The sequence below is a fragment of the Pseudomonas sp. ADAK2 TE3594 genome, from assembly GCF_053628675.1.
On sequence record NZ_JBRJGV010000001.1, the window covers coordinates 335,089 to 359,342 of the forward strand.

Genomic DNA, 24,254 nt, shown 5'->3' on the forward strand with positions numbered 1-24,254 from the left:
ATGGGAGGGGTATCAAAATACTCACTTGGCGGGAAGGATCATCACCCACAACACCACCGTGGTCAGTGCCGCCAACACACTGCACGCTCCGGCGATCAAATGACGGACGACGGGGTATTCAGACTGCTTGAGCCGGGCGATCACCAGAAGCCAGGTTCCGACAAAGGCACCTGAAATCGCCATCAATGTATAGAACATGAATACAACTCCCCGTGCCGAGTTTCCTCCGGGGACAAACCATCTGTTGAACAGAATCAGCACCGCAATCCCGACAATAAAACTACCCACGGCACCTGCCAGATTAGCGAGCCACAGATTCACAGTGCCACGGTTCCTCACCACCCAAATCCACATCCCCGCTGTCGCAGCGAAGAACACCAACATGCCGATTAGCTGCATTCAATCCTTTTCCTTGTTAACAATGCCCTGAAACCGCCGGTTTCTTTGATGAGATGAGGCGATGGAGGCACGATATCAAAATAATGGCTCTATGCTGAAGGGCCTGCAACCTTCGAAAGCACTGGGGGCTATGTGGCCGGTCACCACGGATACTCGGGTGATGAAGAGATGGCGGGCTGGAAAGAGATGTACTTGCGTCATGAAACGCATTGAAACAGGTCAATACCATCTGTCTGCGGGTTACATATTTGCGCTTCGGGTCGTTGCGAATTTACCTCATAATCGCGCGCTCTTACCGTCGGTAGCTCTGCTTCTCGACTAATCTGTAGACGCAGCCACTAGACCTTTAATAGCCAAGGAGAAAGGCGATGCCAGATAACTGGAACCAGCATCAGTCGGATGCATCTGCCAAGGATGCTCTCGAACGTTTACTGGCCCTATCTGAATTGCCTGCAATCCTATGAGCCAAGCCGCCTTAGTCAATCCAAGCCTGCTCACATGGTCTCGTGAGCGCGCAGGCCTCTCCACTGAGCAGGTTGCTAAAAAGCTACCAGTGAAACCTGATCGAGTAGAGGAATGGGAGGCAGGCGAGACCAAGCCAACATTCCTTCAGGCTCAAAAGTGGGCGAGTCTCGCTCATGTCCCTTTCGGCTTCCTATTTCTTCAGCAGCCGCCCGTCGAACAACTGCCTTTACCTGATCTTCGGACTGTCGGTGGGATAGCTCCTCAACGCCCCAGTCTGGAACTGTTGGACACCGTCAGGGATTCCATGCGTAAGCAGGACTGGTACCTGGAGTATCTGCAACACCAGGAGCATCAGCCGCTGGCATTCGTCGGTCGCTTCAATAGCCGATCTCAAGTCGCTGAGGTGGTGGGCGATATCCGCCGGATCCTCGGCGTGAACCCTGACGTTGCTCGATTGGATTACGACAAATACAGCCGCGCCTTGATCGAGGCTGCAGAAGCGGCTGGAATTTTGGTTATGCGTAGTGGCATTGCGCTAGGAAATACTCATCGCAAACTTGAAGTTAGCGAGTTTCGGGGTTTTGCCATCAGTAATGCATACGCCCCTGTTGTATTTATCAACAGTTCCGACGCACCCACCGCCCGGCTGTTCACCTTGCTTCACGAGCTGGCCCACATCTGGATTGGCAGCAGTGGAGTGTCTGACGGAAACACCGCCAATGGTCGAGACGAGGAACGATTCTGCAATGCAGTTGCAGGTGAATTTCTGGCTCCCGGAGCCCAATTCCGAGCCCTGTGGAACGCAGATGTTAACTGGGAAGACAATTTAGCTCCGCTAGCCACTCGATTTCACATCAGTAAATTAGCTATCGGTCGCCGCGCCCTTGATCTGGGTTATATAAGCCAAGCACAGTACAGCGCTTACTATCGAATGATCCTCAAGGCTTTTCAGGATGATAAAGGTGGAGCGGGTGACTATTACCGTAACGCCACCGCGAAAAACAGCCCTCGCCTAAGCAAGGCAGTGCTGACTGAAGCAATGAGTGGCCGGATGCTGCTACGCGAGGCGGGAAATTTGCTCGGCGTGCAACCTGCTAAATTAAGGACTCTCGCCAACAAGATTACGGAATGAATCATTTACTCGACGCTAACACGCTGATCGAAGCAAAAAACCGTTACTACGGGATGGCTATCTGTCCTGGCTTTTGGCAGTGGTTACTACTTAAGAACAAAGCATTGGCTTTAGCCAGCATTGCACCTGTCATGGATGAGCTAACAAAAGGGTATGACGATCTGGCGGGTTGGGCGAAGGACAATTCTGATTTTTTTCACTCCACCACCGATCAGGATACGCAACTGGCATTCACGCAGGTTGCGGGATTTGTAGCTGATCAAGCGCATAAGATGAAAGTTGGCGCTATGGAAGAGTTTTTAGCGGGTGCTGACCCTTGGTTGATTGCGAAAGCAATGACTACAGGGGCTACAGTCGTTACTCATGAAGTGCTAAATCTCGATGCTAAGCGAAAGTTCATAATTCCCAATATTTGTAAGGAGCTGAATGTTCCTTTTTTGAATACGTTCGAGTTGTTGCATAGGCTCGAAGCAAGGTTTGTGTTACCTGCTTGAAAAAAAGTAACTTGCTCAAATCGTGTGGGCTTGAAATGTTTAGCAGGGTGAATGGAAATAAAACTGCCCCCTTTTTCGGTCAGATGGCCTGTCCCCTTTTTATGCAATTGTTTCTCCCGCACGACAACGCTACCCTTTGCGTCGTTTGGGATTTAAGTTTTTAACAGGAAAAAATAATATGGACATTCAGCACTTCTATCCTTCAGCGCGCCGCTTTATAAAAATTGACGCGATCATACTGCTTTTTATTACCCCGCTTTTTGCTCATGCGGACATTACTGAGGAAGAGGCGACGGCTAACTGCCTTAAAATTAGTGAATACTCCGCCGAGGGCGGGAAGTATTACAAGCTTAAGCAATACGCCAAGGCTCGGGAGCAATACGAGCGACAGGTCGGCTGGTCGGAGAGTTGTCAGCTGGGTGAAGAGGCAGTTGCGATGGCCTACAATAACGTCGCTCTCACCTATGTACACGAAGGCAATTACCTTAAGGCCCGGGCATGGCTGAATATTCTTCCAAACGACAAAAAGTCGATTTTCAACCTTGAAAAATTCAGTGGCGATATAAAAAACTCAGTAGAGAAACTGTCTGCTAAGTCAGAAGGGCAATATTGGCAATATGCCGGGGCTTCGTTATGGAGCACCATGACTATCAAGCCGCAGGGTCAGAAATACAAAGTTGATTTTCAGGGTTATTACGCTGGCCTGATGGCGATGTACTACGGTCCCAATATAGGTGAGTTTTCAACGGTGTTAGAGGTTGATAATGGCAAGGCTCAATACGTCATGAGCGGAGATGACGAAGGCGACTGCGTATACGACTTCGACATTAAAGAAGATCTGCTCACTGTAAAGCGCACGGCAGGTGAGTGGTGCGGCTTTGGTCATAATGTGGGAGCTGAAGGCGTTTATAACAGGGTTGAGCTCTAGCAGCTTTCGGGCAGTTCGCGAAGTTTGGCAAACAGTCGAAATCCAACGTAGTTGGTATGGCGTTTGTTCATCACACAAACAGGGGCCGGATTTATTTTTTGATTTATTTTTTCCTGCTGTCAGTTCTAGTGTAGAGAAAAAATTTGTCCTCCCTTTTCTCCACGTCAGGCCGGTTCCCCAATACACCACCACTGTACTGCGACCTCATCGTCAGGTTGAGTTACGTCATGCCCGTGCTCGATGAAATGCGCTGGAGTGTGCAGGGCAAGAATATCACTGATCCGCTCTGGTTTAAGCGCGTTGGTTTCACCGAGAAAACCCAGATAATAGTCCCGGTCATAGAAGAGGGTGACTTCGCTCTGATGAACCCATGGCCACACCAGCAGACAAGCGACCCGGTAGTAACCCTGTGAGTGGTTGGCAGCGTTGGACAGGTGGCTAGCGGCTTCGAGCAGTTGCTGAATGCAGAAGGCCTGAACTTCGATCCTGGCTTGAGGGCCTTGGACCAGGGCCGCGTGCACCGGGATCTTCCAATGTGTGTAGCACTCCATGTGCGCGGATCGCGGGTGAAACTCATCGCGAAAACTGGAGGCCCAGCTTTCCAGAGCGCGAAGGCGGCGGGGAATGCCTCTGAGTGGTTTGTTGTTGAGGGCGATTTGCCTCATTGATACGTCCTTGTGATTTCGAAAAGGTCTTTCGTTGCTGTCTGCTGACGCAATTGAAAAGTGGGCAGATAGATTTCCATATTAGCCAAGACCCTAGCCAGCACTAGTCGGTGTAAAGGGTTACTAAACTTTGCCTCACCCGATCATTCACTGAATGTCTTTCAAGTAATCCTTAAGTGCGATGAGCGGCGCATTAAGCTGCTCCATTGTCCGCGCACTGCTGAAATCAGCTGACAATCTGTGCAGCTCACGCCCCAACGGCGTATCAACACCACCTAAAGCATCCATCGCCAAATCCACGCAGTGCGCCACTCTAAACTGGATAGCCTCGACATCCCCCCGACGCACCAGCAAGCCGAATACCTCCCTCTCATAATCACTCATGATCGGATCATCCCGCAAAATGGGACTTTCACCTTCCGTCTCATAAGCCAGCTTGAAGGCGAAAAGGGCAACGGTTTCCAGTGGCAATTCCATTGTGTGAATCCTTGATTCGTTAGCGAGCGGTTTGGGGCTGTAGCGCCGAAAAGACAAGATCAAAAGATCGCAGCCTTCGGCAACTCCTACGGGGCGGCGGGGCGAGATCACTTTTCTACAGGCGAAAAAAAAGGCCTTGCTAAGCAAGACCTTTCTTAATTTTGGTGCCCCGAGGGAGACTCGAACTCCCACTCCTTTCGAAAACGGATTTTGAATCCGCCGCGTCTACCAATTCCGCCATCAGGGCTCAATGGCGGCGAAGTATAGAGATGAGATAACCGTTGGTCAATCAGGTACATGGAGAATTTTTGATATTTCCGCTAGACTTCCCGGCCCTGCTAGACGAACCCCATCATGCGCGTTGCTGACTTTACTTTTGAGCTCCCTGATTCGCTGATTGCTCGCCATCCTTTGGCTGAGCGTCGCGGTAGTCGCCTGTTGACCCTGGACGGGGTCAGCGGCGCCCTGGCACACCGTCAATTCACTGATTTGCTCGAGCATTTGCGCCCGGGCGATTTGATGGTGTTCAACAATACCCGGGTGATTCCGGCGCGGCTGTTTGGCCAGAAGGCTTCTGGCGGCAAGCTGGAAATCCTGGTGGAGCGGGTGCTCGACAGTCATCGCGTGCTGGCGCATGTGCGTTCCAGCAAGTCGCCCAAGCCGGGTTCGAAGATCCTGATCGACGGTGGTGGCGAAGCCGAGATGCTGGCGCGTCACGATGCGTTGTTCGAGCTGGGGTTTGCCGAAGAGGTGTTGCCGCTGCTCGACCGCGTCGGGCACATGCCGTTGCCTCCTTATATAGACCGCCCGGATGAAGGCTCGGACCGCGAGCGTTATCAGACGGTGTACGCCGAGCGTTTGGGCGCGGTGGCGGCGCCGACGGCGGGGCTGCATTTTGATCAGCCGCTGATGGAGGCGATTGCCGCCAAGGGCATCGAGACTGCGTTCGTGACCTTGCACGTCGGCGCCGGCACCTTTCAGCCGGTGCGTGTGGAGAAGATCGAAGATCACCACATGCACAGCGAGTGGCTGGAGGTCGGTCAGGACGTGGTCGATGCCGTCGAAGCCTGCCGCGCTCGCGGTGGTCGCGTGGTGGCCGTGGGGACTACCAGCGTACGTTCTCTGGAAAGTGCCGCGCGCGATGGCGTGCTCAAGCCGTTCAGTGGCGACACCGACATCTTTATCTACCCGGGCCGGCCGTTTCATGTGGTCGATGCCCTGGTCACCAACTTCCATTTGCCCGAATCCACGCTGTTGATGCTGGTTTCGGCGTTCGCCGGTTATCCCGAGACCATGGCCGCCTATAAAGCCGCCGTCGACAACGAATACCGCTTTTTCAGCTACGGTGATGCGATGTTTATCACCCGTAATCCCGCACCACGTGGCCCTGAGGAAACAGAATGAGTCGCACCAGTCGCATGTCTTTTGAGCTCCTTGCCACCGACGGCAAGGCTCGTCGCGGTCGTTTGACCTTCCCGCGCGGTACCGTCGAGACCCCGGCCTTCATGCCGGTGGGCACCTACGGCACGGTCAAGGGCATGCTGCCGCGGGATATCACCGCCACTGGCGCGGAAATCATTCTGGGTAACACCTTCCACTTGTGGCTGCGTCCTGGCACCGAAGTGATCAAGGAGCACGGCGACCTGCACGATTTCATGCAGTGGAAAGGCCCGATTCTTACAGATTCCGGCGGTTTTCAGGTGTTCAGCCTGGGCGCGATGCGCAAGATCAAGGAGGAGGGCGTGACCTTCGCCTCTCCGGTCGACGGCGCCAAAGTGTTCATGGGGCCGGAAGAGTCGATGCAGGTCCAGCGCGATCTGGGCTCGGACATCGTGATGATTTTCGACGAATGCACCCCGTACCCGGCCGATGAAGATGTCGCTCGCGTCTCGATGGAGCTGTCGTTGCGCTGGGCCCAGCGTTCGAAAAACGCCCATGGCGATAACACGGCGGCGCTGTTCGGCATCGTTCAGGGCGGTATGCACCAGGATTTGCGCATGCGCTCCCTGGAAGGCCTCGACAAGATCGGCTTCGATGGCCTGGCCATTGGCGGTCTGTCGGTGGGCGAGCCCAAGCACGAGATGATCAAGGTGCTGGATTACCTGCCGGGCCAGATGCCGGCTGACAAACCTCGTTACCTTATGGGCGTTGGCAAACCGGAAGATCTGGTTGAGGGTGTGCGCCGCGGTGTGGACATGTTCGATTGCGTGATGCCAACCCGTAATGCCCGCAATGGGCATCTGTTCATTGATACAGGCGTGCTGAAGATCCGTAACGCGTTCCATCGCCATGATGATTCGCCGCTGGATCCGACCTGCGATTGCTATACCTGCCAGAACTTCTCCCGTGCTTATCTGCACCATCTGGACAAGTGCGGCGAAATGCTGGGTAGCATGTTGAATACCATCCACAATTTGCGCCATTACCAGGTGCTTATGGCTGGTTTGCGCGAGGCTATTCAACAGGGTACATTGGCCGCCTTTGTCGATGCCTTCTACGCCAAACGCGGGTTACCTGTTCCGCCTTTGGACTGAGTTTTCTGACCCCAAGATTCAACATTTGCAACTGGAGTGCTAAATGAGCTTTTTTATCTCTAATGCCATGGCTGATGCTGCTGCACCTGCGGCAGGCCCAATGGGCGGCGGCTTTGAGTGGATTTTCCTGGTCGGTTTCCTGGTCATCTTCTACCTGATGATCTGGCGTCCACAGGCCAAGCGCGCCAAAGAGCAGAAAAACCTGCTGGGCAGCCTGCAAAAAGGTGACGAAGTTGTGACCACCGGTGGTATCGCCGGCAAGATCACCAAAGTGTCCGATGACTTCGTGGTTCTGGAAGTTTCCGACACCGTCGAAATGAAGTTCCAGAAAGGCGCCATCGCCGCCACGCTGCCAAAAGGCACGCTCAAAGCGATCTAAGTTTCAACTTCTACTCAATCGACGGGGCGCGCAAGGCGCCCCGCGTCATAAGCGGGCGGCGTGATGCTGAACAAATACCCTCTGTGGAAATACATTCTGATCCTGGCGGTGCTGGCGATCGGTCTGATTTATTCCGCTCCCAATCTATACCCTGATGACCCGGCCATTCAGGTCAGCGGTGCAAGCACTGCGCTGCAGGTTACTCAGGCTGATCTGGATCGTGTGAGCACCGCGCTCAAGGAATCCGGGATCAACGTCAAGGCGGCCACCCTGGCTGCGGGCGGCAAGGGCGGTCTGATCCGTCTGACCAAGGCTGAAGATCAGCTGCCAGCCAAAGACGTCGTGCGCAAGGCATTGGGTGATGACTACGTCGTTGCACTGAACCTGGCACAAACCACCCCGCAATGGCTGCGCAGTTTTGGCGCGCACCCGATGAAGCTGGGTCTGGACTTGTCCGGTGGTGTGCACTTCCTGCTGGAAGTGGACATGGACAAAGCCCTCGACGCACGCCTGAAAGTCTACGAAGGCGACGTCAAGAGCCTGTTGCGCAAAGAGCGTCTGCGCTATCGCAGCCTGCCGCAACTGGGTGGTGCCATTCAGCTGGGCTTCACTGATGAAGCTGCCCGTGAAGAGGCGCGTGCGCTGATTCGCAAGAACTTCAACGATTTCGACATTGTTCCGGCCGACCTCAATGGCCAACCGGTACTGCGTCTGGCGATGACCCCGGCCAAGCTGGCGGAAATCCGCGAATACTCCATCAAGCAGAACTTGACCACGGTACGTAACCGCGTCAACGAGCTGGGTGTTGCCGAACCTATCGTTCAGCGCCAGGGCGCCAACCGCATCGTGGTTGAGCTGCCGGGCGTACAAGACACCGCAGAAGCCAAGCGTATCCTCGGCAAGACGGCCAACCTTGAGTTCCGTCTGGCAGCTGAGCCTGGCGCTTCGAAAGCCACTTCCGAGTCGTTCGAGTTCCGTGAAGGCAATCGTCCTGCGGCGCTGATCGAACGTGGCCTGATCATCACCGGTGACCAGGTGACTGACGCCAAGGCTGGCTTCGGCGAGCATGGCACGCCAGAAGTGAACATCCGTCTGGATGGCCACGGTGGCGAGCTGATGAGTCGTGCGACTCGCAGCAACGTCGGTCGCAGCATGGCGGTGATCTTCATCGAGCAACGTCCTGTTACCACTTACACCAAGCAAGTGGTCAACGGCGTCGAGAAAGACGTGCCGGTTCAGACGTTTAAAGAAGAGAAGAAGATCATCAGCCTGGCGACCATCCAGTCGCCACTGGGTGCCCAGTTCCGCATCACTGGCCTGAACGGCCAGGGCGAATCGTCCGAACTGGCGCTGCTGCTGCGTGCCGGTGGTCTGGCGGCACCGATGTACTTCGCTGAAGAGCGCACCATCGGCCCAAGCCTGGGTGCCGACAACATCACCAAAGGTATCGATGCATCGCTGTGGGGCATGCTGTTTGTCTCGCTGTTCATCATGGCCATCTACCGCTTCTTCGGCCTCATCGCCACCGTCGCGCTGACGGTGAACATGGTGATGCTGCTGGCCTTGATGTCGCTGCTGGGTGCAACGCTGACCCTGCCGGGTATCGCCGGTATCGTGTTGACCATGGGTATGGCGGTCGACGCCAACGTACTGATCTTCTCGCGGATACGTGAAGAGATCGCGGCTGGCATGACCGTGCAGCGGGCAATCAACGAAGGCTTCGGCCGGGCATTCACCGCGATTCTCGACGCCAACCTGACAACCTTGTTGGTCGGCGGGATTCTCTTTGCCATGGGCACCGGCCCGGTCAAAGGCTTCGCAGTGACCATGTCCCTCGGGATCTTTACCTCGATGTTCACGGCCATCATGGTGACCCGCGCGATGGTCAACCTGATCTTCGGCGGTCGTGACTTCAAGAAGTTGTGGATTTAAGGGGCTGCCATGTTACGTACAATCAACTTCATGGGCGTTCGCAACTTTGCGTTCGGCGTCACATTGTTCCTCACGGCATTGGCATTGTTCAGTGTCGCCACCAAGGGCATGAACTGGGGCCTGGACTTCACCGGCGGTACGCTCATCGAGCTGACCTACGAGCGTCCGGCCGATGTCACCAAGGTGCGTGAGCAGCTGGTTACATCGGGTTATCACGAGGCGATCGTTCAGAGCTTCGGTGCGACTACCGATTTGCTGGTGCGTATGCCAGGTGAAGACCCGCAGCTGGGTCACCAGGTGGCCGAGGCCTTGCAGAAGGTCGGTGGCGACAACCCTGCGGTGGTCAAGCGCGTCGAATTCGTCGGCCCTCAGGTCGGTGAAGAGCTGCGCGACCAGGGCGGCCTCGGCATGCTGATGGCGCTGGGCGGCATTTTGATCTACCTGGCTTTCCGCTTTCAGTGGAAGTTTGCGGTGGGTGCGATCGTTTCGCTGATCCACGACGTGATCGTGACCATCGGTATCCTGTCGTTCTTCCAGATCACCTTCGACCTGACGGTACTGGCGGCGGTGCTGGCGATCATCGGTTACTCGCTCAACGACACCATCGTGGTATTCGACCGGGTTCGTGAGAACTTCCGGGTACTGCGCAAGGCCAGCCTGATCGAGAACATCAACATCTCGACCACGCAAACCCTGCTGCGGACCATGGCGACGTCGATCTCCACCTTGCTGGCGATCGCGGCCCTGTTGTTCTTCGGTGGCGACAACCTGTTCGGCTTCTCCATTGCCCTGTTCATCGGTGTTCTGGCGGGTACTTACTCGTCGATCTACATCGCGAACGTGGTGCTGATCTGGCTGAACCTGAGCAGCGAGGACCTGATTCCTGCTGCAGTGGCCGAGACGGAAGTCGACGACCGTCCATAACGGTTATCGCTTTTCCAGCTATAGGCCGAGAAGGCGCGAGTGTTGAACTCGCGCCTTTTTTTATGCTCCAAGGCTGGGAGAAGCGGGTTTGTCCCGCCTGTGATGGTCAGGAGGTTCATGTGAACAAGTCGTTGCTGGTTGGTGCGGTATTGGGTGCTGTCGGTGTCACTGCCGGGGGTGCTGTTGCCACCTACAAGCTGGTTAAAAGCGGCCCTGAGTATGCGCAAGTGCTGGCCGTTGAACCGGTCAAGACACAAATCAAGACTCCACGTGAAGTGTGCAAGGACGTTACGGTTACCCGGCAAGCGCCGGTAAAAGATCAACACCAGATCGCCGGTACGGTGGTCGGCGCGCTGGCCGGTGGCCTGTTGGGCAACCAGATCGGCGGCGGTACAGGCAAGAAAATCGCCACTGTGGCCGGTGCGGTCGGCGGCGGTTATGCGGGCAACAAGGTGCAGGAAGGCATGCAGGAGCGTGATACCTACACCACGACTCAGACTCGCTGTAACACCGTGAATGACATCAGCGACAAGGTCGTAGGTTACGACGTTCGTTATTCGCTGGATGGCAAGGAAGGCAAAGTGCGGATGGATCGTGATCCGGGCAACCAGATTCCGGTCGACAAGGAAGGTAAGCTGATCCTGGGCCAGAACGAGCCGGCTCGGTAAATAGCTGAAATTCAGATTCAAAAAGAAGCACCCTGCGGGGTGCTTTTTTTGTGCCCGGAATACTGGTTCGAAATCACCACAAGACCCTGTGGGAGTGGGCTTGCCCGCGATAGCGAAGTGTCAGTTGCCATTAATGGTGCAGATGATGACGCCATCGCGGGCAAGCCCGCTCCCACAGGGATATGTGGTGACCGAAGGGTGGATTTCAGGCATAAAAAAAGCACCCCGTGGGGTGCTTTTTTTTGTGGCTGCTCGCTTAGCGTTTCAGCGAGGCCGGCAGGTGCGGCTGGATGGCCGTCAGTACTGCTTTGAAGCATTTGGTGTTACCGGCAACAACGTGACCTTTCTCAAGGAAGTCGTGGCCGCCAGTGAAGTCGCTCACCAGACCGCCGGCTTCCTGGATCAGCAGGGCGCCTGCCGCCATGTCCCACTCGGACAGACCCGACTCCCAGAATGCGTCGAAACGGCCGGCGGCCACGTAGGCCAGGTCCAGGCTCGCCGAGCCAGCGCGGCGGATGCCGGCGGTCTGGCCAACGAGGGCGCGGAACATGCCCAGGTAGTTGTCGAGGTTGTCCATCTGGTCGTCACGGAACGGGAAGCCGGTACCCAGCAGGGCGCCGTCCAGGCTGGTGCGACCGCTGACGCGCAGACGACGACCGTTCAGTTGAGCGCCGCGACCACGGCTGGCGGTGAATTCTTCCTGGCGAACCGGGTCCAGAACAACAGCGTGCTCCAGGCGGCCGCGGTATTTGCAGGCAATGCTGACAGCGAAGTGAGGAATGCCGCGCAGGAAGTTGGTGGTGCCGTCCAGCGGATCGATGATCCACAGGTACTCTTCGCCTTCGATGCCGTTACCGGCGTGCATGCCGGTTTCTTCACCCATGATCGAGTGATTAGGGTAGGCCTTGCGCAGTGCATCGATGATTTTCTGTTCGGCGGCGCGATCCACCTCGGATACGTAATCCTTGGCGTCTTTTTCGTCGACCTTGATGGTATCCAGGCGCTCGATGGAGCGGAAAATCAATTCACTGGCGCTGCGGGCGGCGCGCAGCGCGATATTCAGCATGGGCTGCATGGATGTGTCACCTAAGGTTGTTAAAGAAAGCCGGGCATTCTATCAGAAAGTTTCTACAGGTGAAGGTCAGTGTTCGCTTTCATAGCTTAACGGTAGGTTGAGCTGTAAGATTCTGCTCCCCATTAAAGTGTTCGAGAGCGCCTCCCTTGCTGCAAAACATTCGTGTCGTCCTGGTCAATACCAGTCACCCCGGAAACATCGGCGGGGCTGCGCGTGCCATGAAGAACATGGGACTGTCGCGGCTGGTGCTGGTCGAACCGCGGTTGTTCCCGCACCACGAGGCCGATGCGCGTGCGTCCGGCGCCGGTGACATCCTTGAAAATGCTCAAGTCGTCGCCACTTTGGAAGATGCCTTGGTCGGCTGCAATCTGGTGCTCGGTACCAGCGCCCGTGATCGTCGCATTCCCTGGCCGTTGCTCGATCCCCGCGAATGCGGTGTGAAGGTGGTAGAGGAGGCGGGGCAGGGCGCCGAGATCGCGTTGGTGTTCGGCCGTGAAGATTCCGGCCTGACCAATGAAGAGCTGCAGCGATGTCATTATCACGTGCACATCCCATCAGACCCTGAGTTCAGTTCGCTGAACCTTGGGGCGGCGGTGCAGGTGTTGAGCTATGAAGTGCGTATGTCCTGGCTGGCGGCTGCAGGTCAGCCGAGCAAGGTCGAGAAGGAAGAAGTGGCGTCCACCAAAAGTGGTGAGCTGGCGACCATGGATGAGCTGGAGCGATTCTATGAACACCTGGAGCAAACGCTGGTGGCCATCGAATTCCTCGACCCGGAAAAACCACGGCACTTGATGGCGCGTCTGCGCCGGTTGTACGGACGCAGCTCGGTCAGCCGGGCGGAAATGAATATATTGCGTGGCATCCTCACGGAAACCCAGAAAGCGGCCCGTGGCGAGCTTCTAAAGCGGAAGGATTAATGATGTTCGAGCGTTTGCGTGAAGATATCCAAAGTGTTTTCCATCGTGACCCGGCGGCGCGTAATGCTTTTGAGGTTCTGACGTGCTACCCGGGCATGCACGCCATCTGGATCCATCGCCTGTCGTCAGCGTTGTGGGGCATGGGCTGGAAATGGCTGGCGCGTCTGGTGTCGAACTTCGGTCGCTGGTTGACCGGGATCGAGATTCATCCGGGTGCCAAGGTTGGTCGTCGCTTCTTTATTGACCACGGCATGGGCATCGTTATCGGTGAGACCGCCGAGATCGGCAACGACGTCACCCTGTATCAAGGCGTGACCCTTGGCGGCACTAGCTGGAACAAGGGCAAGCGTCACCCGACTCTGGAAGATGGCGTAGTGGTCGGGGCGGGCGCCAAGGTGCTCGGCCCGTTTACGGTGGGTGCCGGGGCCAAGGTGGGTTCCAACGCGGTGGTCACCAAGGCGGTTCCGCCCGGGGCGACAGTGGTGGGGATTCCGGGGCGGATCATCGTCAAGTCCGATGAAGAGCAGGACGCCAAGCGCAAGGCCATGGCCGAGAAGATCGGTTTCGATGCCTACGGTGTCGGTGAAGACATGCCGGACCCGGTAGCTCGAGCCATTAACCAGTTGCTCGATCATCTGCAGGCTGTAGATGGTCGACTTGAAGGGATGTGCGGGGCGCTGAAGGATCTGGGTAGCAATTACTGTGCGAAAGATCTGCCCGAACTGCGCGAAGAAGACTTTGCCTGTGTGAAGGACAAGGATCAGAGCCAGGTCGGCTAAACCGAGTCAACTTCATCGCGGGCAAGCCCGCTCACACAAGGTCTCCGGTGAAGCACAGATTGTGTGAACACCGAAAATCCCTGTGGGAGCGGGCTTGCCCGCGATGAACGATAACTCGGTACTGCTGGCTGTGCACCGCCAGCCTTTGCTATGATGTGCGCGCTCTTTTGCGGGTAAACCTGACTAAAGTACTAGGTCTTATAGTTGACTTAAATACTCGGGAATTGCATACTCGCCCCATTCCGAACTCCGTGGTAATTGTCCATGCGACTGACTACAAAAGGCCGATACGCCGTGACCGCCATGCTTGACCTGGCGTTGCACGCGCAGCACGGGCCGGTGTCCCTGGCCGATATCTCCGAGCGCCAAGGCATTTCCCTGTCCTACCTCGAGCAGCTTTTTGCCAAATTGCGCCGCAGCAATCTGGTGTCCAGTGTTCGCGGTCCAGGCGGTGGTTACCAGCTGTCCCGAGACATGCAGGGCATCCAGGTCGCCCAGGTGATCGATGCGGTCAACGAATCGGTCGATGCAACCAAATGCCAGGGCCAGGGCGATTGCCATCAAGGCGACACCTGTCTGACCCACCACTTGTGGTGCGATCTGAGCCTGCAGATTCACGAGTTTCTGAGCGGTATCAGCTTGGCTGACCTTGTAACTCGCCGTGAGGTGCAAGAAGTAGCCCAGCGTCAGGACCAGCGTCGTTGCAACAGCAAGGCGCCACGCCTGGACAAGATTGAAGCGTCCGCCGTCGAATGACAGCCAAAGAGCTAGCGGCACGCCAGCCAGCCTGATTTAGGAGATAGTCCATGAAATTGCCGATTTACCTTGATTACTCTGCGACGACCCCGGTTGATCCACGTGTCGCGCAAAAGATGAGTGAATGCCTGCTGGTCGACGGAAACTTCGGTAACCCGGCGTCCCGTTCCCACGTGTTTGGCTGGAAAGCTGAAGAGTCCGTCGAGAACGCTCGTCGTCAGGTCGCTGACCTGGTTAACGCCGACCCGCGTGAAATCGTCTGGACCTCCGGTGCCACCGAGTCCGACAACCTGGCAATCAAGGGTGCGGCGCATTTCTACTCCACCAAAGGCAAGCACCTGATCACCACCAAGATTGAGCACAAGGCTGTCCTCGACACCATGCGCCAACTGGAACGTGAAGGTTTCGAAGTCACCTACCTCGACCCTCGCGATGATGGTCTGGTGACTCCAGAGATGGTCGAAGCGGCCCTGCGCGACGACACCATCCTGGTCTCGGTCATGCACGTGAACAACGAAATCGGCACCATCAACGACATCGCCGCCATCGGCGAACTGTGCCGCTCCAAGGGCATTCTGTTCCACGTCGACGCCGCTCAGTCCACCGGCAAGGTCGAGATCGACCTGTCGAAGCTGAAGGTCGACATGATGTCGTTCTCTGCCCACAAAACCTATGGCCCTAAAGGCATCGGCGCGCTGTACGTCAGCCGCAAGCCGCGTGTTCGCATCGAAGCGACCATGCACGGCGGCGGTCACGAGCGCGGCATGCGTTCCGGCACCCTGGCGACCCACCAGATCGTCGGCATGGGCGAAGCTTTCCGCGTGGCCAAGGAAGACATGGCTGCCGAGAACGTGCGCATCAAAGCCCTGAGCGACCGTTTCTTCAAGCAGGTCGAAGGCCTGGAAGAGCTGTACGTCAATGGCAGCATGACCGCCCGCGTACCGCACAACCTGAACCTGAGCTTCAACTACGTTGAAGGCGAGTCGCTGATCATGGCGCTCAAGGATCTGGCGGTTTCGTCCGGTTCGGCCTGCACCTCGGCATCGCTTGAGCCTTCGTACGTACTGCGCGCCCTGGGCCGCAACGACGAACTGGCGCACAGCTCGATTCGCTTCACCTTCGGCCGTTTCACCACCGAAGAAGAAATCGACTACGCCGCGCAGAAAGTCTGCGAGGCCGTTACCAAGCTGCGCACTCTCTCGCCGCTGTGGGACATGTACAAAGATGGCGTCGACATTTCGAAAATCGAGTGGGCGGCGCACTGATATTCAAGTCGCCGCAACCAGGCCCTGCCAATCCACGATTTGCAGGGCTTCAAGAGCGACTCCTGATGAGTGAGGATTAAGAATCATGGCTTACAGCGAAAAGGTCATCGACCACTACGAGAACCCGCGCAACGTCGGCAAGATGGACGCGGAAGATCCTGATGTCGGCACCGGGATGGTCGGCGCTCCGGCGTGCGGCGACGTGATGCGCTTGCAGATCAAGGTCAACGAACAAGGCATCATCGAAGACGCCAAGTTCAAGACCTACGGTTGCGGTTCGGCGATCGCCTCCAGCTCCCTGGCGACCGAGTGGATGAAAGGCAAGACTCTGGATGAAGCAGAGACCATCAAGAACACTCAGCTGGCCGAAGAACTGGCTCTGCCGCCAGTGAAAATTCACTGCTCCGTACTTGCTGAAGACGCTATCAAAGCGGCCGTTCGCGACTACAAGCAGAAGAAAGGCTTGATCTGACTTTCAAGATTTGGCGACGAGTAAGGAGTCACCGATGGCTATCAGCATGACAGAAGCGGCTGCTCAACACGTGCGACGCTCCCTCAACGGGCGCGGCAAAGGTGAAGGGATTCGCCTGGGTGTTCGCACCACAGGCTGTTCCGGCCTTGCCTACGTGCTGGAGTTTGTCGACGAGGTGGTTGCAGAGGATCAGGTGTTCGAAAGTCACGGCGAGAAAGTGATCATCGACCCGAAAAGCCTGGCCTACCTGGATGGCACCGAACTCGATTTCGTCAAGGAAGGGTTGAACGAAGGCTTCAAGTTCAACAATCCCAACGTGCGCGGTGAATGTGGCTGCGGCGAAAGCTTCAACATCTGAGGCTGCGCGTGGGTACTCCTTGTCATTTCGCTTTATTTGAGCTGAAACCGAGCTTCCGTCTGGATCTCGATCAGTTGGCCACGCGCTACCGTGAGTTGGCGCGCGGTGTTCATCCGGACCGCTTTGCTGACGCTTCCGAGCGTGAGCAGCGGCTGGCGCTCGAGCAATCCGCGAGCCTCAACGAGGCCTACCAGACGCTCAAAAGTCCCCCCAAGCGCGCGCGATATTTGCTCGCCATGGGCGGTCGTGAGCTACCGCTGGAGGTCACGGTGCATGATCCGGAGTTTCTTCTGCAGCAGATGGAGTTGCGTGAAGAGCTCGAAGACCTGCAAGACAGCGCCGACCTGGCGGGTGTCGCAGTGTTCAAGCGTCGCTTGAAGAGCGCGCAGGATGAACTGAACGAAAGCTTCGCAGCCTGTTGGGACGATGCAGCGCAACGTGAACAGGCCGAACGCCTGATGCGGCGCATGCAGTTCCTCGACAAGCTCACCTACGAAGTGCGCCAGTTAGAAGAGCGCCTCGACGATTAACCCAGTGCCGCTCCGGTCGCACGCCTGATATACAGATAAGTCCTGATAACGATGGCCCTACTGCAGATCGCCGAACCCGGCCAAAGTCCTCAACCGCACCAGCGTCGTCTGGCTGTGGGGATCGACTTGGGCACTACCAATTCGCTGGTCGCTGCATTGCGCAGTGGTCTTTCCGAACCTCTGGCCGACGCGCAAGGGCAGGTCATCCTGCCGTCTGCCGTGCGCTATCACGCCGATCACGTCGAAGTCGGCGAGTCGGCCAAACTGGCCGCCGCGTCCGATCCTTTGAACACTGTGCTGTCGGTCAAGCGCTTGATGGGTCGTGGTCTGTCCGACGTCAAGCAATTGGGCGATCAGTTGCCGTACCGTTTTGTCGACGGCGAATCGCACATGCCGTTCATCGACACGGTGCAAGGCCCGAAAAGCCCGGTCGAAGTCTCCGCCGATATCCTTAAAGTGCTGCGTCAGCGCGCTGAAGCGACCTTGGGTGGCGAGCTGGTTGGCGCGGTGATCACCGTTCCAGCCTATTTCGATGATGCACAGCGTCAAGCCACCAAGGATGCGGCCAAGCTGGCCGGTCTGAACGTGCTGCGTTTGCTCAATGAGCCAACCGCCGCCGCGGTGGCCTACGGTCTGGATCAGCACGCCGAAGGCCTGGTCGCGATTTATGACCTGGGCGGCGGTACGTTCGATATTTCGATTCTGCGCCTCACTGGCGGTGTGTTCGAAGTGCTGGCTACCGGCGGCGACAGCGCCCTGGGTGGCGATGACTTTGACCACGCCATTGCGGGCTGGATCATCGAGAGCGCGGGTCTGTCGGCCGACCTCGATCCGGGTACGCAACGTAATCTGCTGCAAACCGCGTGCGCAGCCAAAGAAGCTTTGACCAATTGCTCGTCCGTCGAAGTCGCTTATGGCGACTGGAAGGCCGAGCTGACCCGTGAAGCCTTCAATACGTTGATCGAGCCGATGGTTGCTCGCAGCCTGAAAGCCTGCCGCCGCGCGGTGCGTGATTCCGGCATCGAGCTGGAAGACGTTCACGCTGTGGTCATGGTCGGCGGCTCGACGCGCGTGCCTCGCGTGCGCGAAGCCGTTGCGCATGCCTTCGGTCGCGAACCGCTGACCGAAATCGATCCGGATCAAGTCGTCGCCATCGGTGCCGCGATCCAGGCCGATACTCTGGCCGGCAACAAACGTGACGGCGGCGAACTGCTGTTGCTCGACGTGATTCCGTTGTCCCTGGGGCTGGAAACCATGGGTGGCCTGATGGAGAAGGTGATTCCGCGCAACACCACCATCCCCGTCGCTCGGGCCCAGGACTTCACGACGTATAAAGATGGCCAGTCGGCCATGGCGATCCACGTATTGCAGGGCGAGCGTGAGTTGATCAGCGACTGCCGCTCCCTGGCACGCTTCGAATTGCGCGGTATTCCGGCGATGGTGGCCGGTGCTGCGAAAATTCGCGTGACCTTCCAGGTCGACGCCGACGGTCTGCTCAGTGTCTCGGCCCGCGAATTGGGTTCGGGCGTCGAAGCCAGCATCCAGGTCAAGCCGTCCTACGGCCTGACCGACGGCGAAATCGCCAAAATGCTCAAGGATTCGTTCCAGCACGCCAACGACGACAAGGTCGCCCGGGTGTTGCGTGAACAGCAGGTTGATGCCCAGCGCCTGATCGAGGCGGTGCAGGGCGCTCTGGAGGTTGACGGCGAACGCCTGCTCGACGCCGAAGAGCGCATGGTCATCGACTTGCAGATGCAGGAACTGACCGAATTGATGAAAGGTACCGATGGTTACGCTATCGAGCAGCAGACCAAGCGTCTGTCGCAAGTGACCGATGCCTTTGCTGCCCGCCGCCTGGACTCGACGGTGAAAGCCGCTCTGGCGGGGCGCAACCTGAATGAAATCGAGGATAACTGATGCCGCAGGTCATTTTTCTGCCACACGAGAAGTTCTGCCCGGAAGGCATGGTCGTAGAGGCTGAGCCCGGTATATCCATTCTCGAACTGGCCCATGAACACCATATCGAGATGGAAAGCGCCTGTGGCGGCGTCTGCGCTTGCACCACTTGCCATTGCATCATCCGCGAAGGTTTTGATTCGCTGGAAGAGGCCGATGAGCTGGAAGAAGACTTTCTTGATCGGGCCTGGGGTCTGGAAGCGCAATCGCGTCTAGGCTGTCAGGCGATCGTCGGTACAGAAGACCTGACCGTCGAGATTCCGAAATACTCGCTCAACCATGCAGCCGAAGCGCCGCACTGATTCAAGGAACCGACATGAGTCTGAAATGGGTTGATGTGCTTGAAATCGCGATCCAACTGGCTGAATCCAGGCCGGAAGTGGATCCGCGTTATGTGAACTTCGTCGATCTGCACCAATGGGTGCTGGCATTGCCGGAGTTCAGTGATGATCCGACCCGCGGTGGCGAGAAGGTGCTTGAAGCCATTCAGGCTGCCTGGATCGAAGAAGCAGACTGATTCTGCACCGTACGCAGTTAGGCAATACCAAAGAACCCGCGTATAATTCGCGGGTTTAATTTTTCGCAAATTACCGTTTCTGGAGTTACACCATGGCTGTTCAACGTACTTTCTCCATCATCAAGCCTGACGCTGTTGCAAAAAACGTTATCGGCGAGATCACCACTCGTTTCGAAAAAGCTGGCCTGCGCGTTGTAGCTTCGAAACTGAAGCAACTGTCCAAAGCTGAAGCTGAAGGCTTCTACGCTGAGCACAGCGCTCGTGGTTTCTTCAACGACCTGGTTGCTTTCATGATCTCCGGTCCGGTTGTCGTTCAGGTTCTGGAAGGCGAAAACGCTATCGCTCTGAACCGTGAGCTGATGGGCGCTACCAACCCTAAAGAAGCTGCTGCCGGTACCATCCGCGCTGACTTCGCTGATTCCATCGACGCCAACGCTGTACACGGTTCGGACTCCGAAGCCGCTGCTGCTCGCGAAATCTCGTACTTCTTCGCAGCTACTGAAGTAACCACTCGCTAAGCATTGGCTTAAGAGTGAAGGTGAATCCATGACTACATCGACTGTAAAAACCAACCTGCTGGGTCTGACTCAACAGGAAATGGAAAAATTCTTCGACTCAATCGGGGAGAAGCGTTTCCGTGCCGGTCAGGTAATGAAATGGATTCACCACCTTGGCGTTGATGATTTTGACGCCATGACGAACGTCAGCAAGGCCTTGCGCGACAAGCTCAAGGTCATTGCTGAAGTCCGCGGCCCCGAAGTGGTCAGCGAGGATATCTCCACCGATGGCACCCGTAAGTGGGTGGTGCGCGTGGCGTCCGGTAGCTGCGTCGAGACCGTGTACATTCCCCAGGGTAAACGCGGCACTCTGTGCGTTTCGTCCCAGGCAGGCTGTGCCCTGGATTGCAGTTTCTGCTCCACCGGCAAGCAAGGTTTCAACAGCAACCTCACCGCCGCCGAAGTGATCGGTCAGGTGTGGATTGCCAATAAATCGTTCGGCAGCATCCCGGCGACCGCCGACCGTGCCATCACCAACGTGGTGATGATGGGCATGGGGGAGCCGCTGCTGAACTTCGACAACGTCGTGGCCGCCATGCATCTGATGATGGATGACCTGGGCTACGGGATCTCCAAGCGCCGCGTGACCCTGTCCACTTCGGGCGTGGTGCCGATGATCGATGAGCTGTCCAAGCACATCGACGTGTCCCTGGCGTTGTCGCTGCACGCACCGAATGACGCATTGCGTAACCAATTGGTGCCGATCAACAAGAAGTATCCGCTTAAGATGCTGCTCGAGTCGTGCCAGCGCTACATGTCGTCCCTGGGCGAAAAGCGCGTGCTGACCATCGAGTACACCTTGCTCAAGGACATCAACGACAAGGTTGAACACGCCGTTGAGATGATCGAGCTGCTCAAGAACATCCCGTGCAAGATCAACCTGATTCCGTTCAACCCGTTCCCGCATTCCGGTTACGAGCGCCCAAGCAACAACGCGATTCGCCGGTTTCAGGATCAGCTTCACCATGCAGGCTTCAATGTCACCGTACGCACTACCCGCGGTGAAGACATCGATGCAGCGTGTGGCCAATTGGTAGGGCAGGTGCTGGATCGCACCCGTCGCAGCGAGCGTTATATCGCCGTGCGCGAGTTGAGCGCCGAAAACGATATCGCCACAAACGCTGCGAACAATAATTAAGAGAGGATCTCTATGTCCCTGCGCTTCGCGCTGCTTGTGCTGTTGGCCAGCCTCTGTGCTGGTTGTGTCCTGTCGGGCGATTTCAACCCGATGAAGACCAGCAAGGGCCGTGATGAGGCGCGTGCCGCCTACGTGCAGCTGGGCCTGGGGTATCTGCAGCAGGGCATGACCGAGCGCGCCAAGGTCCCGTTGAAGAAGGCCTTGGACCTGGATAGCTCGGATCCTGACGCCAACGCGGCGCTGGGGCTGGTGTTCCAGGCCGAGATGGAGCCGGAACTGGCCGATCAGCATTTTCGCAAGGCGCTGTCTTCTCGTCCCGCCGATGCGCGAATCCTGAATAACTACGGCAGTTTTCTTTTCGAAGAGAAACGTTACAAAGAGGCGTACGAACGCTTCGAACAGGCCGCCGCCGATACCCTGTATCCTGAGCGTTCACGGGTTTTCGAAAACCTGGGCATGACCGCATCAAAGCTTGGCCAGCGTGATCTGGCCCGCCAGCAACTGGAAAAAGCCCTGCGTTTGAATCGCCAACAGCCACGTGCGTTGCTGGAAATGGCTGAGTTGTCTTACGAAGACAGGCATTATGTGCCCGCGCGTGACTATTACGACCGTTTTAGCCTGCTCACCGAGCAAAATGCACGTAGTCTATTGCTCGGCGTTCGTCTGGCAAAAGTGTTCGAAGATCGCGACAAGGCCGCCAGTTTTGGCCTGCAATTAAAACGACTCTATCCCGGTACGCCGGAATATCAGCAATACCTGTCGGAGCAATGATGAAAGCGGCGCATCCCGAAGTTGTAGCAGCGAATCGCGTTAACCCCGGTGAGACTTTGCGCCAGGCCCGCGAAAGCAATGGCTGGTCGCTGGCCGAAGTGGCCCTCAAGCTCAACCTCACCGTCAATTCCCTGAGCAATCTGGAAGCCGGCGCTTTTGACAAGCTGCCTGGGCACACCTTTGCTCGTGGCTATATTCGCGCGTATGCCAAATTGCTCGGCATGGACCAAACCGTTCTGGTCCAGCAGTTCGACCAATCCACCGGCACCGACTCCCAGGGCAGCAACGTCCACAGCCTGGGACGTATCGAAGAGCCGGTTCGGGTTTCTCACACTATTTTGCGAATTGTCAGCCTGCTGTTGCTGCTCGCGGTGATTGGCGGTGGTTTTGTCTGGTGGCAGGATCAAACCTCATTGCGCACCAAGGACCTGATCGGGCTGGCCCCGGAACACGTTGAAGTCGAAGGCGCCGACGGCACCACCCAGATCCATCCACTGGACGAGCCGGAAGACCAGGCCGTTGCGCAAGGTCAGGCTGAAGGTGAAACCCCTCTTGCGCTGCCTCAGGCCGAGACTTCGACCGAGGAGCCAGTCAGTGCCGAAACGAGCGCACCGGTTCCAGCACCAGCGGCTCCAGCAGTGACGCCTGCGGCTGTGGCCCACAGCACTGCTCCGGTTGTCGCGACACCGGCGACGCCTGCGCCGGCTGTTCCAGCTGTTCCGGCACCGGTTGTCACTGCTCCGATTGCTCCCACCGCCCCGGCTCCAGCGGCTCCAGCGGCTCCGGTGGCTGGCCAAGGCCAGGTTCAACTGCAATTCACTGCCGATTGCTGGACGCAAGTCACCGATGGCACGGGTAAGGTGCTGTTGAGTGGTCTCAAGCGTAAAGGCGAAAATGTTACTGTCAGCGGCAAACCGCCTTTTTCCGTGCGTCTGGGCTTCGCCCGTGGCGCGCAGGTCAGCTACAACGGGCAGGTGGTCGATGTCGCTCCGTTCACCAGTGGCGAGACTGCTCGCCTGAAGTTGGGTCAATAAGTCATGCACGGCGAATCTCCAATCAAACGTCGCGAATCCCGCAAGATCTGGGTCGGCAACGTGCCCGTGGGCGGCGATGCGCCTATCGCTGTGCAGAGCATGACCAACAGCGACACCAATGACGTGGCCGCCACCGTGGCCCAGATCAATCGTCTGGAAGCCGCTGGGGTCGATATCGTGCGGGTTTCCGTGCCGGACATGGACGCCGCCGAAGCCTTCGGCAAGATCAAGCAGCTGGTCAAAGTGCCATTGGTGGCCGACATCCACTTCGACTACAAGATCGCTTTGCGCGTAGCCGAACTGGGTGTGGATTGCCTGCGGATCAACCCGGGCAACATCGGTCGCGAAGACCGCGTGCGTGCGGTGGTCGATGCCGCCCGTGATCGCGGGATTCCGATCCGCATCGGCGTCAACGCCGGTTCCCTGGAAAAAGACCTGCAAAAGAAATATGGCGAGCCGACTCCAGCCGCGCTGGTCGAGTCCGCCTTGCGTCATGTCGAACACCTCGAGCGCCTGAATTTCCAGGACTTCAAGGTCAGCGTGAAAGCCTCCGACGTGTTCATGGCCGTCGCCGCCTACCGCTTGCTGGCCAAGGAAATCGTCCAGCCGTTGCACTTGGGCATCACTGAAGCCGGTGGTTTGCGTTCAGGCACAGTGAAATCCGCCGTGGGCCTCGGTATGCTGCTCGCCGAAGGGATTGGCGATACTATTCGCATCTCGTTGGCGGCCGATCCGGTCGAGGAAGTGAAAGTCGGCTACGACATTCTCAAATCCCTGCACCTGCGTTCCCGTGGCATCAACTTCATCGCCTGCCCGAGCTGCTCGCGGCAGAACTTCGATGTGGTCAAAACCATGAACGAGCTGGAAGGGCGCCTCGAAGACCTGCTGGTGCCGCTGGATGTCGCGGTGATCGGTTGCGTGGTCAACGGGCCGGGCGAAGCCAAGGAAGCCCATATCGGCTTGACCGGCGGCACGCCAAACCTGATTTACATCGACGGTAAACCGTCGCAGAAACTGACGAATGACAATCTGGTGGATGAGCTTGAACGCTTGATCCGCCAGAAAGCGGCCGAAAAGGTCGAAGCCGACGCAGCTGTAATCGCTCGCGGCTGATCGAACGAATTTAAGGATT

General features: G+C 57.2%; 28 protein-coding genes and 1 tRNA gene. 24 read left to right on the top strand and 5 right to left on the bottom strand.

Annotated features, from left to right (window positions below):
* Positions 1–21: 21 nt before the first annotated feature.
* Positions 22–399 (bottom strand): hypothetical protein, encoded by a 378-nt coding sequence (locus AB7M22_RS01475; protein WP_454185001.1) that lies wholly within the window; start codon positions 397–399, stop codon positions 22–24.
* 460 nt (positions 400–859) lie between these two features.
* Here AB7M22_RS01475 and AB7M22_RS01480 point away from each other — a divergent pair, with 460 nt between their 5' ends.
* From AB7M22_RS01480 to AB7M22_RS01490, 3 genes are all read left to right on the top strand, one after another.
* Positions 860–1,996, top strand: coding sequence for an ImmA/IrrE family metallo-endopeptidase (locus AB7M22_RS01480; RefSeq protein ID WP_454185002.1), 1,137 nt, complete (start codon positions 860–862; stop codon positions 1,994–1,996).
* Positions 1,993–2,490: a DUF4411 family protein gene (locus tag AB7M22_RS01485; RefSeq protein WP_454185003.1), complete on the top strand. Its 498-nt coding sequence runs from the start codon at positions 1,993–1,995 to the stop codon at positions 2,488–2,490. The genes AB7M22_RS01480 and AB7M22_RS01485 overlap by 4 nt, the downstream gene beginning before the upstream one ends.
* A gap of 178 nt (positions 2,491–2,668) precedes the next feature.
* Positions 2,669–3,418, top strand: coding sequence for a tetratricopeptide repeat protein (locus AB7M22_RS01490; RefSeq protein ID WP_454185004.1), 750 nt, complete (start codon positions 2,669–2,671; stop codon positions 3,416–3,418).
* A 164-nt stretch (positions 3,419–3,582) separates the two neighbouring features.
* On the opposite strand, the gene AB7M22_RS01495 is transcribed toward AB7M22_RS01490, so the two are convergent.
* The 3 genes from AB7M22_RS01495 to AB7M22_RS01505 form a co-directional block, all read right to left on the bottom strand.
* The gene (locus AB7M22_RS01495; protein ID WP_454185005.1) at positions 3,583–4,083 is read right to left on the bottom strand and encodes a DUF3916 domain-containing protein; all 501 of its coding nucleotides are present in this window, start codon (positions 4,081–4,083) and stop codon (positions 3,583–3,585) included.
* A 147-nt stretch (positions 4,084–4,230) separates the two neighbouring features.
* Positions 4,231–4,560, bottom strand: a complete 330-nt coding sequence (locus tag AB7M22_RS01500) for a hypothetical protein (RefSeq protein WP_454185006.1) — start codon at positions 4,558–4,560, stop codon at positions 4,231–4,233.
* Positions 4,561–4,722: 162 nt separating this feature from the next.
* Positions 4,723–4,807, bottom strand: a tRNA-Leu gene (locus tag AB7M22_RS01505).
* Between the two features lie 107 nt (positions 4,808–4,914).
* Between AB7M22_RS01505 and queA the strand changes: the two genes are divergently transcribed.
* The 6 genes from queA to AB7M22_RS01535 all read left to right on the top strand — a co-directional run bounded on the left by queA (position 4,915) and on the right by AB7M22_RS01535 (position 10,997).
* A complete protein-coding gene (gene queA / locus AB7M22_RS01510; RefSeq protein ID WP_048393697.1) occupies positions 4,915–5,964 on the top strand; it encodes a tRNA preQ1(34) S-adenosylmethionine ribosyltransferase-isomerase QueA in 1,050 nt (349 codons plus the stop codon).
* Positions 5,965–5,978: 14 nt separating this feature from the next.
* Positions 5,979–7,094, top strand: coding sequence for a tRNA guanosine(34) transglycosylase Tgt (gene tgt, locus AB7M22_RS01515; RefSeq protein ID WP_454188745.1), 1,116 nt, complete (start codon positions 5,979–5,981; stop codon positions 7,092–7,094).
* Positions 7,095–7,137: 43 nt separating this feature from the next.
* Positions 7,138–7,473 (top strand): preprotein translocase subunit YajC, encoded by a 336-nt coding sequence (yajC, locus tag AB7M22_RS01520; RefSeq protein ID WP_008014002.1) that lies wholly within the window; start codon positions 7,138–7,140, stop codon positions 7,471–7,473.
* Between the two features lie 63 nt (positions 7,474–7,536).
* On the top strand, positions 7,537–9,405 hold the full coding sequence (secD, locus tag AB7M22_RS01525) for a protein translocase subunit SecD (RefSeq protein ID WP_008014003.1): 1,869 nt from the start codon (positions 7,537–7,539) through the stop codon (positions 9,403–9,405).
* 9 nt (positions 9,406–9,414) lie between these two features.
* Positions 9,415–10,329 carry a protein translocase subunit SecF gene (secF, locus tag AB7M22_RS01530; RefSeq protein WP_454185007.1) on the top strand — a complete coding sequence of 305 codons (915 nt, stop codon included), beginning with the start codon at positions 9,415–9,417 and terminating at the stop codon, positions 10,327–10,329.
* A 119-nt stretch (positions 10,330–10,448) separates the two neighbouring features.
* Positions 10,449–10,997, top strand: a complete 549-nt coding sequence (locus AB7M22_RS01535) for a glycine zipper 2TM domain-containing protein (protein ID WP_454185008.1) — start codon at positions 10,449–10,451, stop codon at positions 10,995–10,997.
* Positions 10,998–11,253: 256 nt separating this feature from the next.
* On the opposite strand, the gene suhB is transcribed toward AB7M22_RS01535, so the two are convergent.
* Positions 11,254–12,072 (bottom strand): type III secretion system regulator SuhB, encoded by an 819-nt coding sequence (gene suhB / locus AB7M22_RS01540; protein ID WP_007903571.1) that lies wholly within the window; start codon positions 12,070–12,072, stop codon positions 11,254–11,256.
* A gap of 146 nt (positions 12,073–12,218) precedes the next feature.
* Between suhB and trmJ the strand changes: the two genes are divergently transcribed.
* From trmJ to ispG, 15 genes are all read left to right on the top strand, one after another.
* Complete coding sequence (trmJ, locus tag AB7M22_RS01545; protein WP_007903572.1) at positions 12,219–12,989, top strand: tRNA (cytosine(32)/uridine(32)-2'-O)-methyltransferase TrmJ; 771 nt, start codon at positions 12,219–12,221, stop codon at positions 12,987–12,989.
* Between the two features lie 2 nt (positions 12,990–12,991).
* The gene (gene cysE / locus AB7M22_RS01550) at positions 12,992–13,768 is read left to right on the top strand and encodes a serine O-acetyltransferase (RefSeq protein ID WP_454185009.1); all 777 of its coding nucleotides are present in this window, start codon (positions 12,992–12,994) and stop codon (positions 13,766–13,768) included.
* Positions 13,769–14,032: 264 nt separating this feature from the next.
* Entirely contained in the window at positions 14,033–14,524 is a 492-nt protein-coding gene (iscR, locus tag AB7M22_RS01555) for a Fe-S cluster assembly transcriptional regulator IscR (protein WP_007903581.1), read from the top strand.
* A 50-nt stretch (positions 14,525–14,574) separates the two neighbouring features.
* Positions 14,575–15,789 carry an IscS subfamily cysteine desulfurase gene (locus tag AB7M22_RS01560; RefSeq protein WP_007903584.1) on the top strand — a complete coding sequence of 405 codons (1,215 nt, stop codon included), beginning with the start codon at positions 14,575–14,577 and terminating at the stop codon, positions 15,787–15,789.
* Positions 15,790–15,874: 85 nt separating this feature from the next.
* Positions 15,875–16,261 carry a Fe-S cluster assembly scaffold IscU gene (gene iscU / locus AB7M22_RS01565; RefSeq protein WP_003443374.1) on the top strand — a complete coding sequence of 129 codons (387 nt, stop codon included), beginning with the start codon at positions 15,875–15,877 and terminating at the stop codon, positions 16,259–16,261.
* Positions 16,262–16,295: 34 nt separating this feature from the next.
* The gene (gene iscA / locus AB7M22_RS01570; RefSeq protein WP_007903589.1) at positions 16,296–16,619 is read left to right on the top strand and encodes an iron-sulfur cluster assembly protein IscA; all 324 of its coding nucleotides are present in this window, start codon (positions 16,296–16,298) and stop codon (positions 16,617–16,619) included.
* Between the two features lie 8 nt (positions 16,620–16,627).
* Positions 16,628–17,149, top strand: coding sequence for a co-chaperone HscB (gene hscB, locus AB7M22_RS01575; RefSeq protein ID WP_007903590.1), 522 nt, complete (start codon positions 16,628–16,630; stop codon positions 17,147–17,149).
* Between the two features lie 51 nt (positions 17,150–17,200).
* Positions 17,201–19,066, top strand: a complete 1,866-nt coding sequence (hscA, locus tag AB7M22_RS01580) for a Fe-S protein assembly chaperone HscA (RefSeq protein ID WP_454185010.1) — start codon at positions 17,201–17,203, stop codon at positions 19,064–19,066.
* Positions 19,066–19,407, top strand: coding sequence for an ISC system 2Fe-2S type ferredoxin (fdx, locus tag AB7M22_RS01585; protein ID WP_008014719.1), 342 nt, complete (start codon positions 19,066–19,068; stop codon positions 19,405–19,407). The genes hscA and fdx overlap by 1 nt, the downstream gene beginning before the upstream one ends.
* Before the next feature lie 14 nt (positions 19,408–19,421).
* Entirely contained in the window at positions 19,422–19,622 is a 201-nt protein-coding gene (iscX, locus tag AB7M22_RS01590) for a Fe-S cluster assembly protein IscX (RefSeq protein WP_007903597.1), read from the top strand.
* Between the two features lie 92 nt (positions 19,623–19,714).
* The gene (gene ndk, locus AB7M22_RS01595; protein ID WP_007903599.1) at positions 19,715–20,140 is read left to right on the top strand and encodes a nucleoside-diphosphate kinase; all 426 of its coding nucleotides are present in this window, start codon (positions 19,715–19,717) and stop codon (positions 20,138–20,140) included.
* 28 nt (positions 20,141–20,168) lie between these two features.
* The gene (gene rlmN, locus AB7M22_RS01600; RefSeq protein ID WP_367372830.1) at positions 20,169–21,317 is read left to right on the top strand and encodes a 23S rRNA (adenine(2503)-C(2))-methyltransferase RlmN; all 1,149 of its coding nucleotides are present in this window, start codon (positions 20,169–20,171) and stop codon (positions 21,315–21,317) included.
* Positions 21,318–21,329: 12 nt separating this feature from the next.
* On the top strand, positions 21,330–22,088 hold the full coding sequence (pilW, locus tag AB7M22_RS01605) for a type IV pilus biogenesis/stability protein PilW (RefSeq protein ID WP_007903601.1): 759 nt from the start codon (positions 21,330–21,332) through the stop codon (positions 22,086–22,088).
* Positions 22,088–23,122 carry a RodZ domain-containing protein gene (locus AB7M22_RS01610; protein WP_454185011.1) on the top strand — a complete coding sequence of 345 codons (1,035 nt, stop codon included), beginning with the start codon at positions 22,088–22,090 and terminating at the stop codon, positions 23,120–23,122. Before pilW ends, AB7M22_RS01610 begins: the two co-directional genes overlap by 1 nt.
* A gap of 3 nt (positions 23,123–23,125) precedes the next feature.
* Positions 23,126–24,235: a flavodoxin-dependent (E)-4-hydroxy-3-methylbut-2-enyl-diphosphate synthase gene (gene ispG / locus AB7M22_RS01615; RefSeq protein ID WP_007903603.1), complete on the top strand. Its 1,110-nt coding sequence runs from the start codon at positions 23,126–23,128 to the stop codon at positions 24,233–24,235.
* Positions 24,236–24,254: the final 19 nt, after the last annotated feature.

What these genes read in the sequence shown, in the direction of transcription:
- ispG (WP_007903603.1), top strand. Translation starts at nt 23,126, where the DNA reads ATGCACGGCGAATCTCCAATCAAACGTCGCGAATCCCGCAAGATCTGG.
- iscU (WP_003443374.1), top strand. Translation starts at nt 15,875, where the DNA reads ATGGCTTACAGCGAAAAGGTCATCGACCACTACGAGAACCCGCGCAAC.
- iscR (WP_007903581.1), top strand. Translation starts at nt 14,033, where the DNA reads ATGCGACTGACTACAAAAGGCCGATACGCCGTGACCGCCATGCTTGAC.
- yajC (WP_008014002.1), top strand. Translation starts at nt 7,138, where the DNA reads ATGAGCTTTTTTATCTCTAATGCCATGGCTGATGCTGCTGCACCTGCG.
- AB7M22_RS01495 (WP_454185005.1), bottom strand. Translation starts at nt 4,083, where the DNA reads ATGAGGCAAATCGCCCTCAACAACAAACCACTCAGAGGCATTCCCCGC.
- hscA (WP_454185010.1), top strand. Translation starts at nt 17,201, where the DNA reads ATGGCCCTACTGCAGATCGCCGAACCCGGCCAAAGTCCTCAACCGCAC.
- ndk (WP_007903599.1), top strand. Translation starts at nt 19,715, where the DNA reads ATGGCTGTTCAACGTACTTTCTCCATCATCAAGCCTGACGCTGTTGCA.
- secD (WP_008014003.1), top strand. Translation starts at nt 7,537, where the DNA reads ATGCTGAACAAATACCCTCTGTGGAAATACATTCTGATCCTGGCGGTG.
- fdx (WP_008014719.1), top strand. Translation starts at nt 19,066, where the DNA reads ATGCCGCAGGTCATTTTTCTGCCACACGAGAAGTTCTGCCCGGAAGGC.
- iscX (WP_007903597.1), top strand. Translation starts at nt 19,422, where the DNA reads ATGAGTCTGAAATGGGTTGATGTGCTTGAAATCGCGATCCAACTGGCT.
- suhB (WP_007903571.1), bottom strand. Translation starts at nt 12,072, where the DNA reads ATGCAGCCCATGCTGAATATCGCGCTGCGCGCCGCCCGCAGCGCCAGT.
- AB7M22_RS01610 (WP_454185011.1), top strand. Translation starts at nt 22,088, where the DNA reads ATGAAAGCGGCGCATCCCGAAGTTGTAGCAGCGAATCGCGTTAACCCC.
- AB7M22_RS01475 (WP_454185001.1), bottom strand. Translation starts at nt 399, where the DNA reads ATGCAGCTAATCGGCATGTTGGTGTTCTTCGCTGCGACAGCGGGGATG.
- secF (WP_454185007.1), top strand. Translation starts at nt 9,415, where the DNA reads ATGTTACGTACAATCAACTTCATGGGCGTTCGCAACTTTGCGTTCGGC.
- iscA (WP_007903589.1), top strand. Translation starts at nt 16,296, where the DNA reads ATGGCTATCAGCATGACAGAAGCGGCTGCTCAACACGTGCGACGCTCC.
- cysE (WP_454185009.1), top strand. Translation starts at nt 12,992, where the DNA reads ATGTTCGAGCGTTTGCGTGAAGATATCCAAAGTGTTTTCCATCGTGAC.
- AB7M22_RS01490 (WP_454185004.1), top strand. Translation starts at nt 2,669, where the DNA reads ATGGACATTCAGCACTTCTATCCTTCAGCGCGCCGCTTTATAAAAATT.
- AB7M22_RS01560 (WP_007903584.1), top strand. Translation starts at nt 14,575, where the DNA reads ATGAAATTGCCGATTTACCTTGATTACTCTGCGACGACCCCGGTTGAT.
- rlmN (WP_367372830.1), top strand. Translation starts at nt 20,169, where the DNA reads ATGACTACATCGACTGTAAAAACCAACCTGCTGGGTCTGACTCAACAG.
- pilW (WP_007903601.1), top strand. Translation starts at nt 21,330, where the DNA reads ATGTCCCTGCGCTTCGCGCTGCTTGTGCTGTTGGCCAGCCTCTGTGCT.
- tgt (WP_454188745.1), top strand. Translation starts at nt 5,979, where the DNA reads ATGTCTTTTGAGCTCCTTGCCACCGACGGCAAGGCTCGTCGCGGTCGT.
- AB7M22_RS01500 (WP_454185006.1), bottom strand. Translation starts at nt 4,560, where the DNA reads ATGGAATTGCCACTGGAAACCGTTGCCCTTTTCGCCTTCAAGCTGGCT.
- queA (WP_048393697.1), top strand. Translation starts at nt 4,915, where the DNA reads ATGCGCGTTGCTGACTTTACTTTTGAGCTCCCTGATTCGCTGATTGCT.
- AB7M22_RS01480 (WP_454185002.1), top strand. Translation starts at nt 860, where the DNA reads ATGAGCCAAGCCGCCTTAGTCAATCCAAGCCTGCTCACATGGTCTCGT.
- AB7M22_RS01485 (WP_454185003.1), top strand. Translation starts at nt 1,993, where the DNA reads ATGAATCATTTACTCGACGCTAACACGCTGATCGAAGCAAAAAACCGT.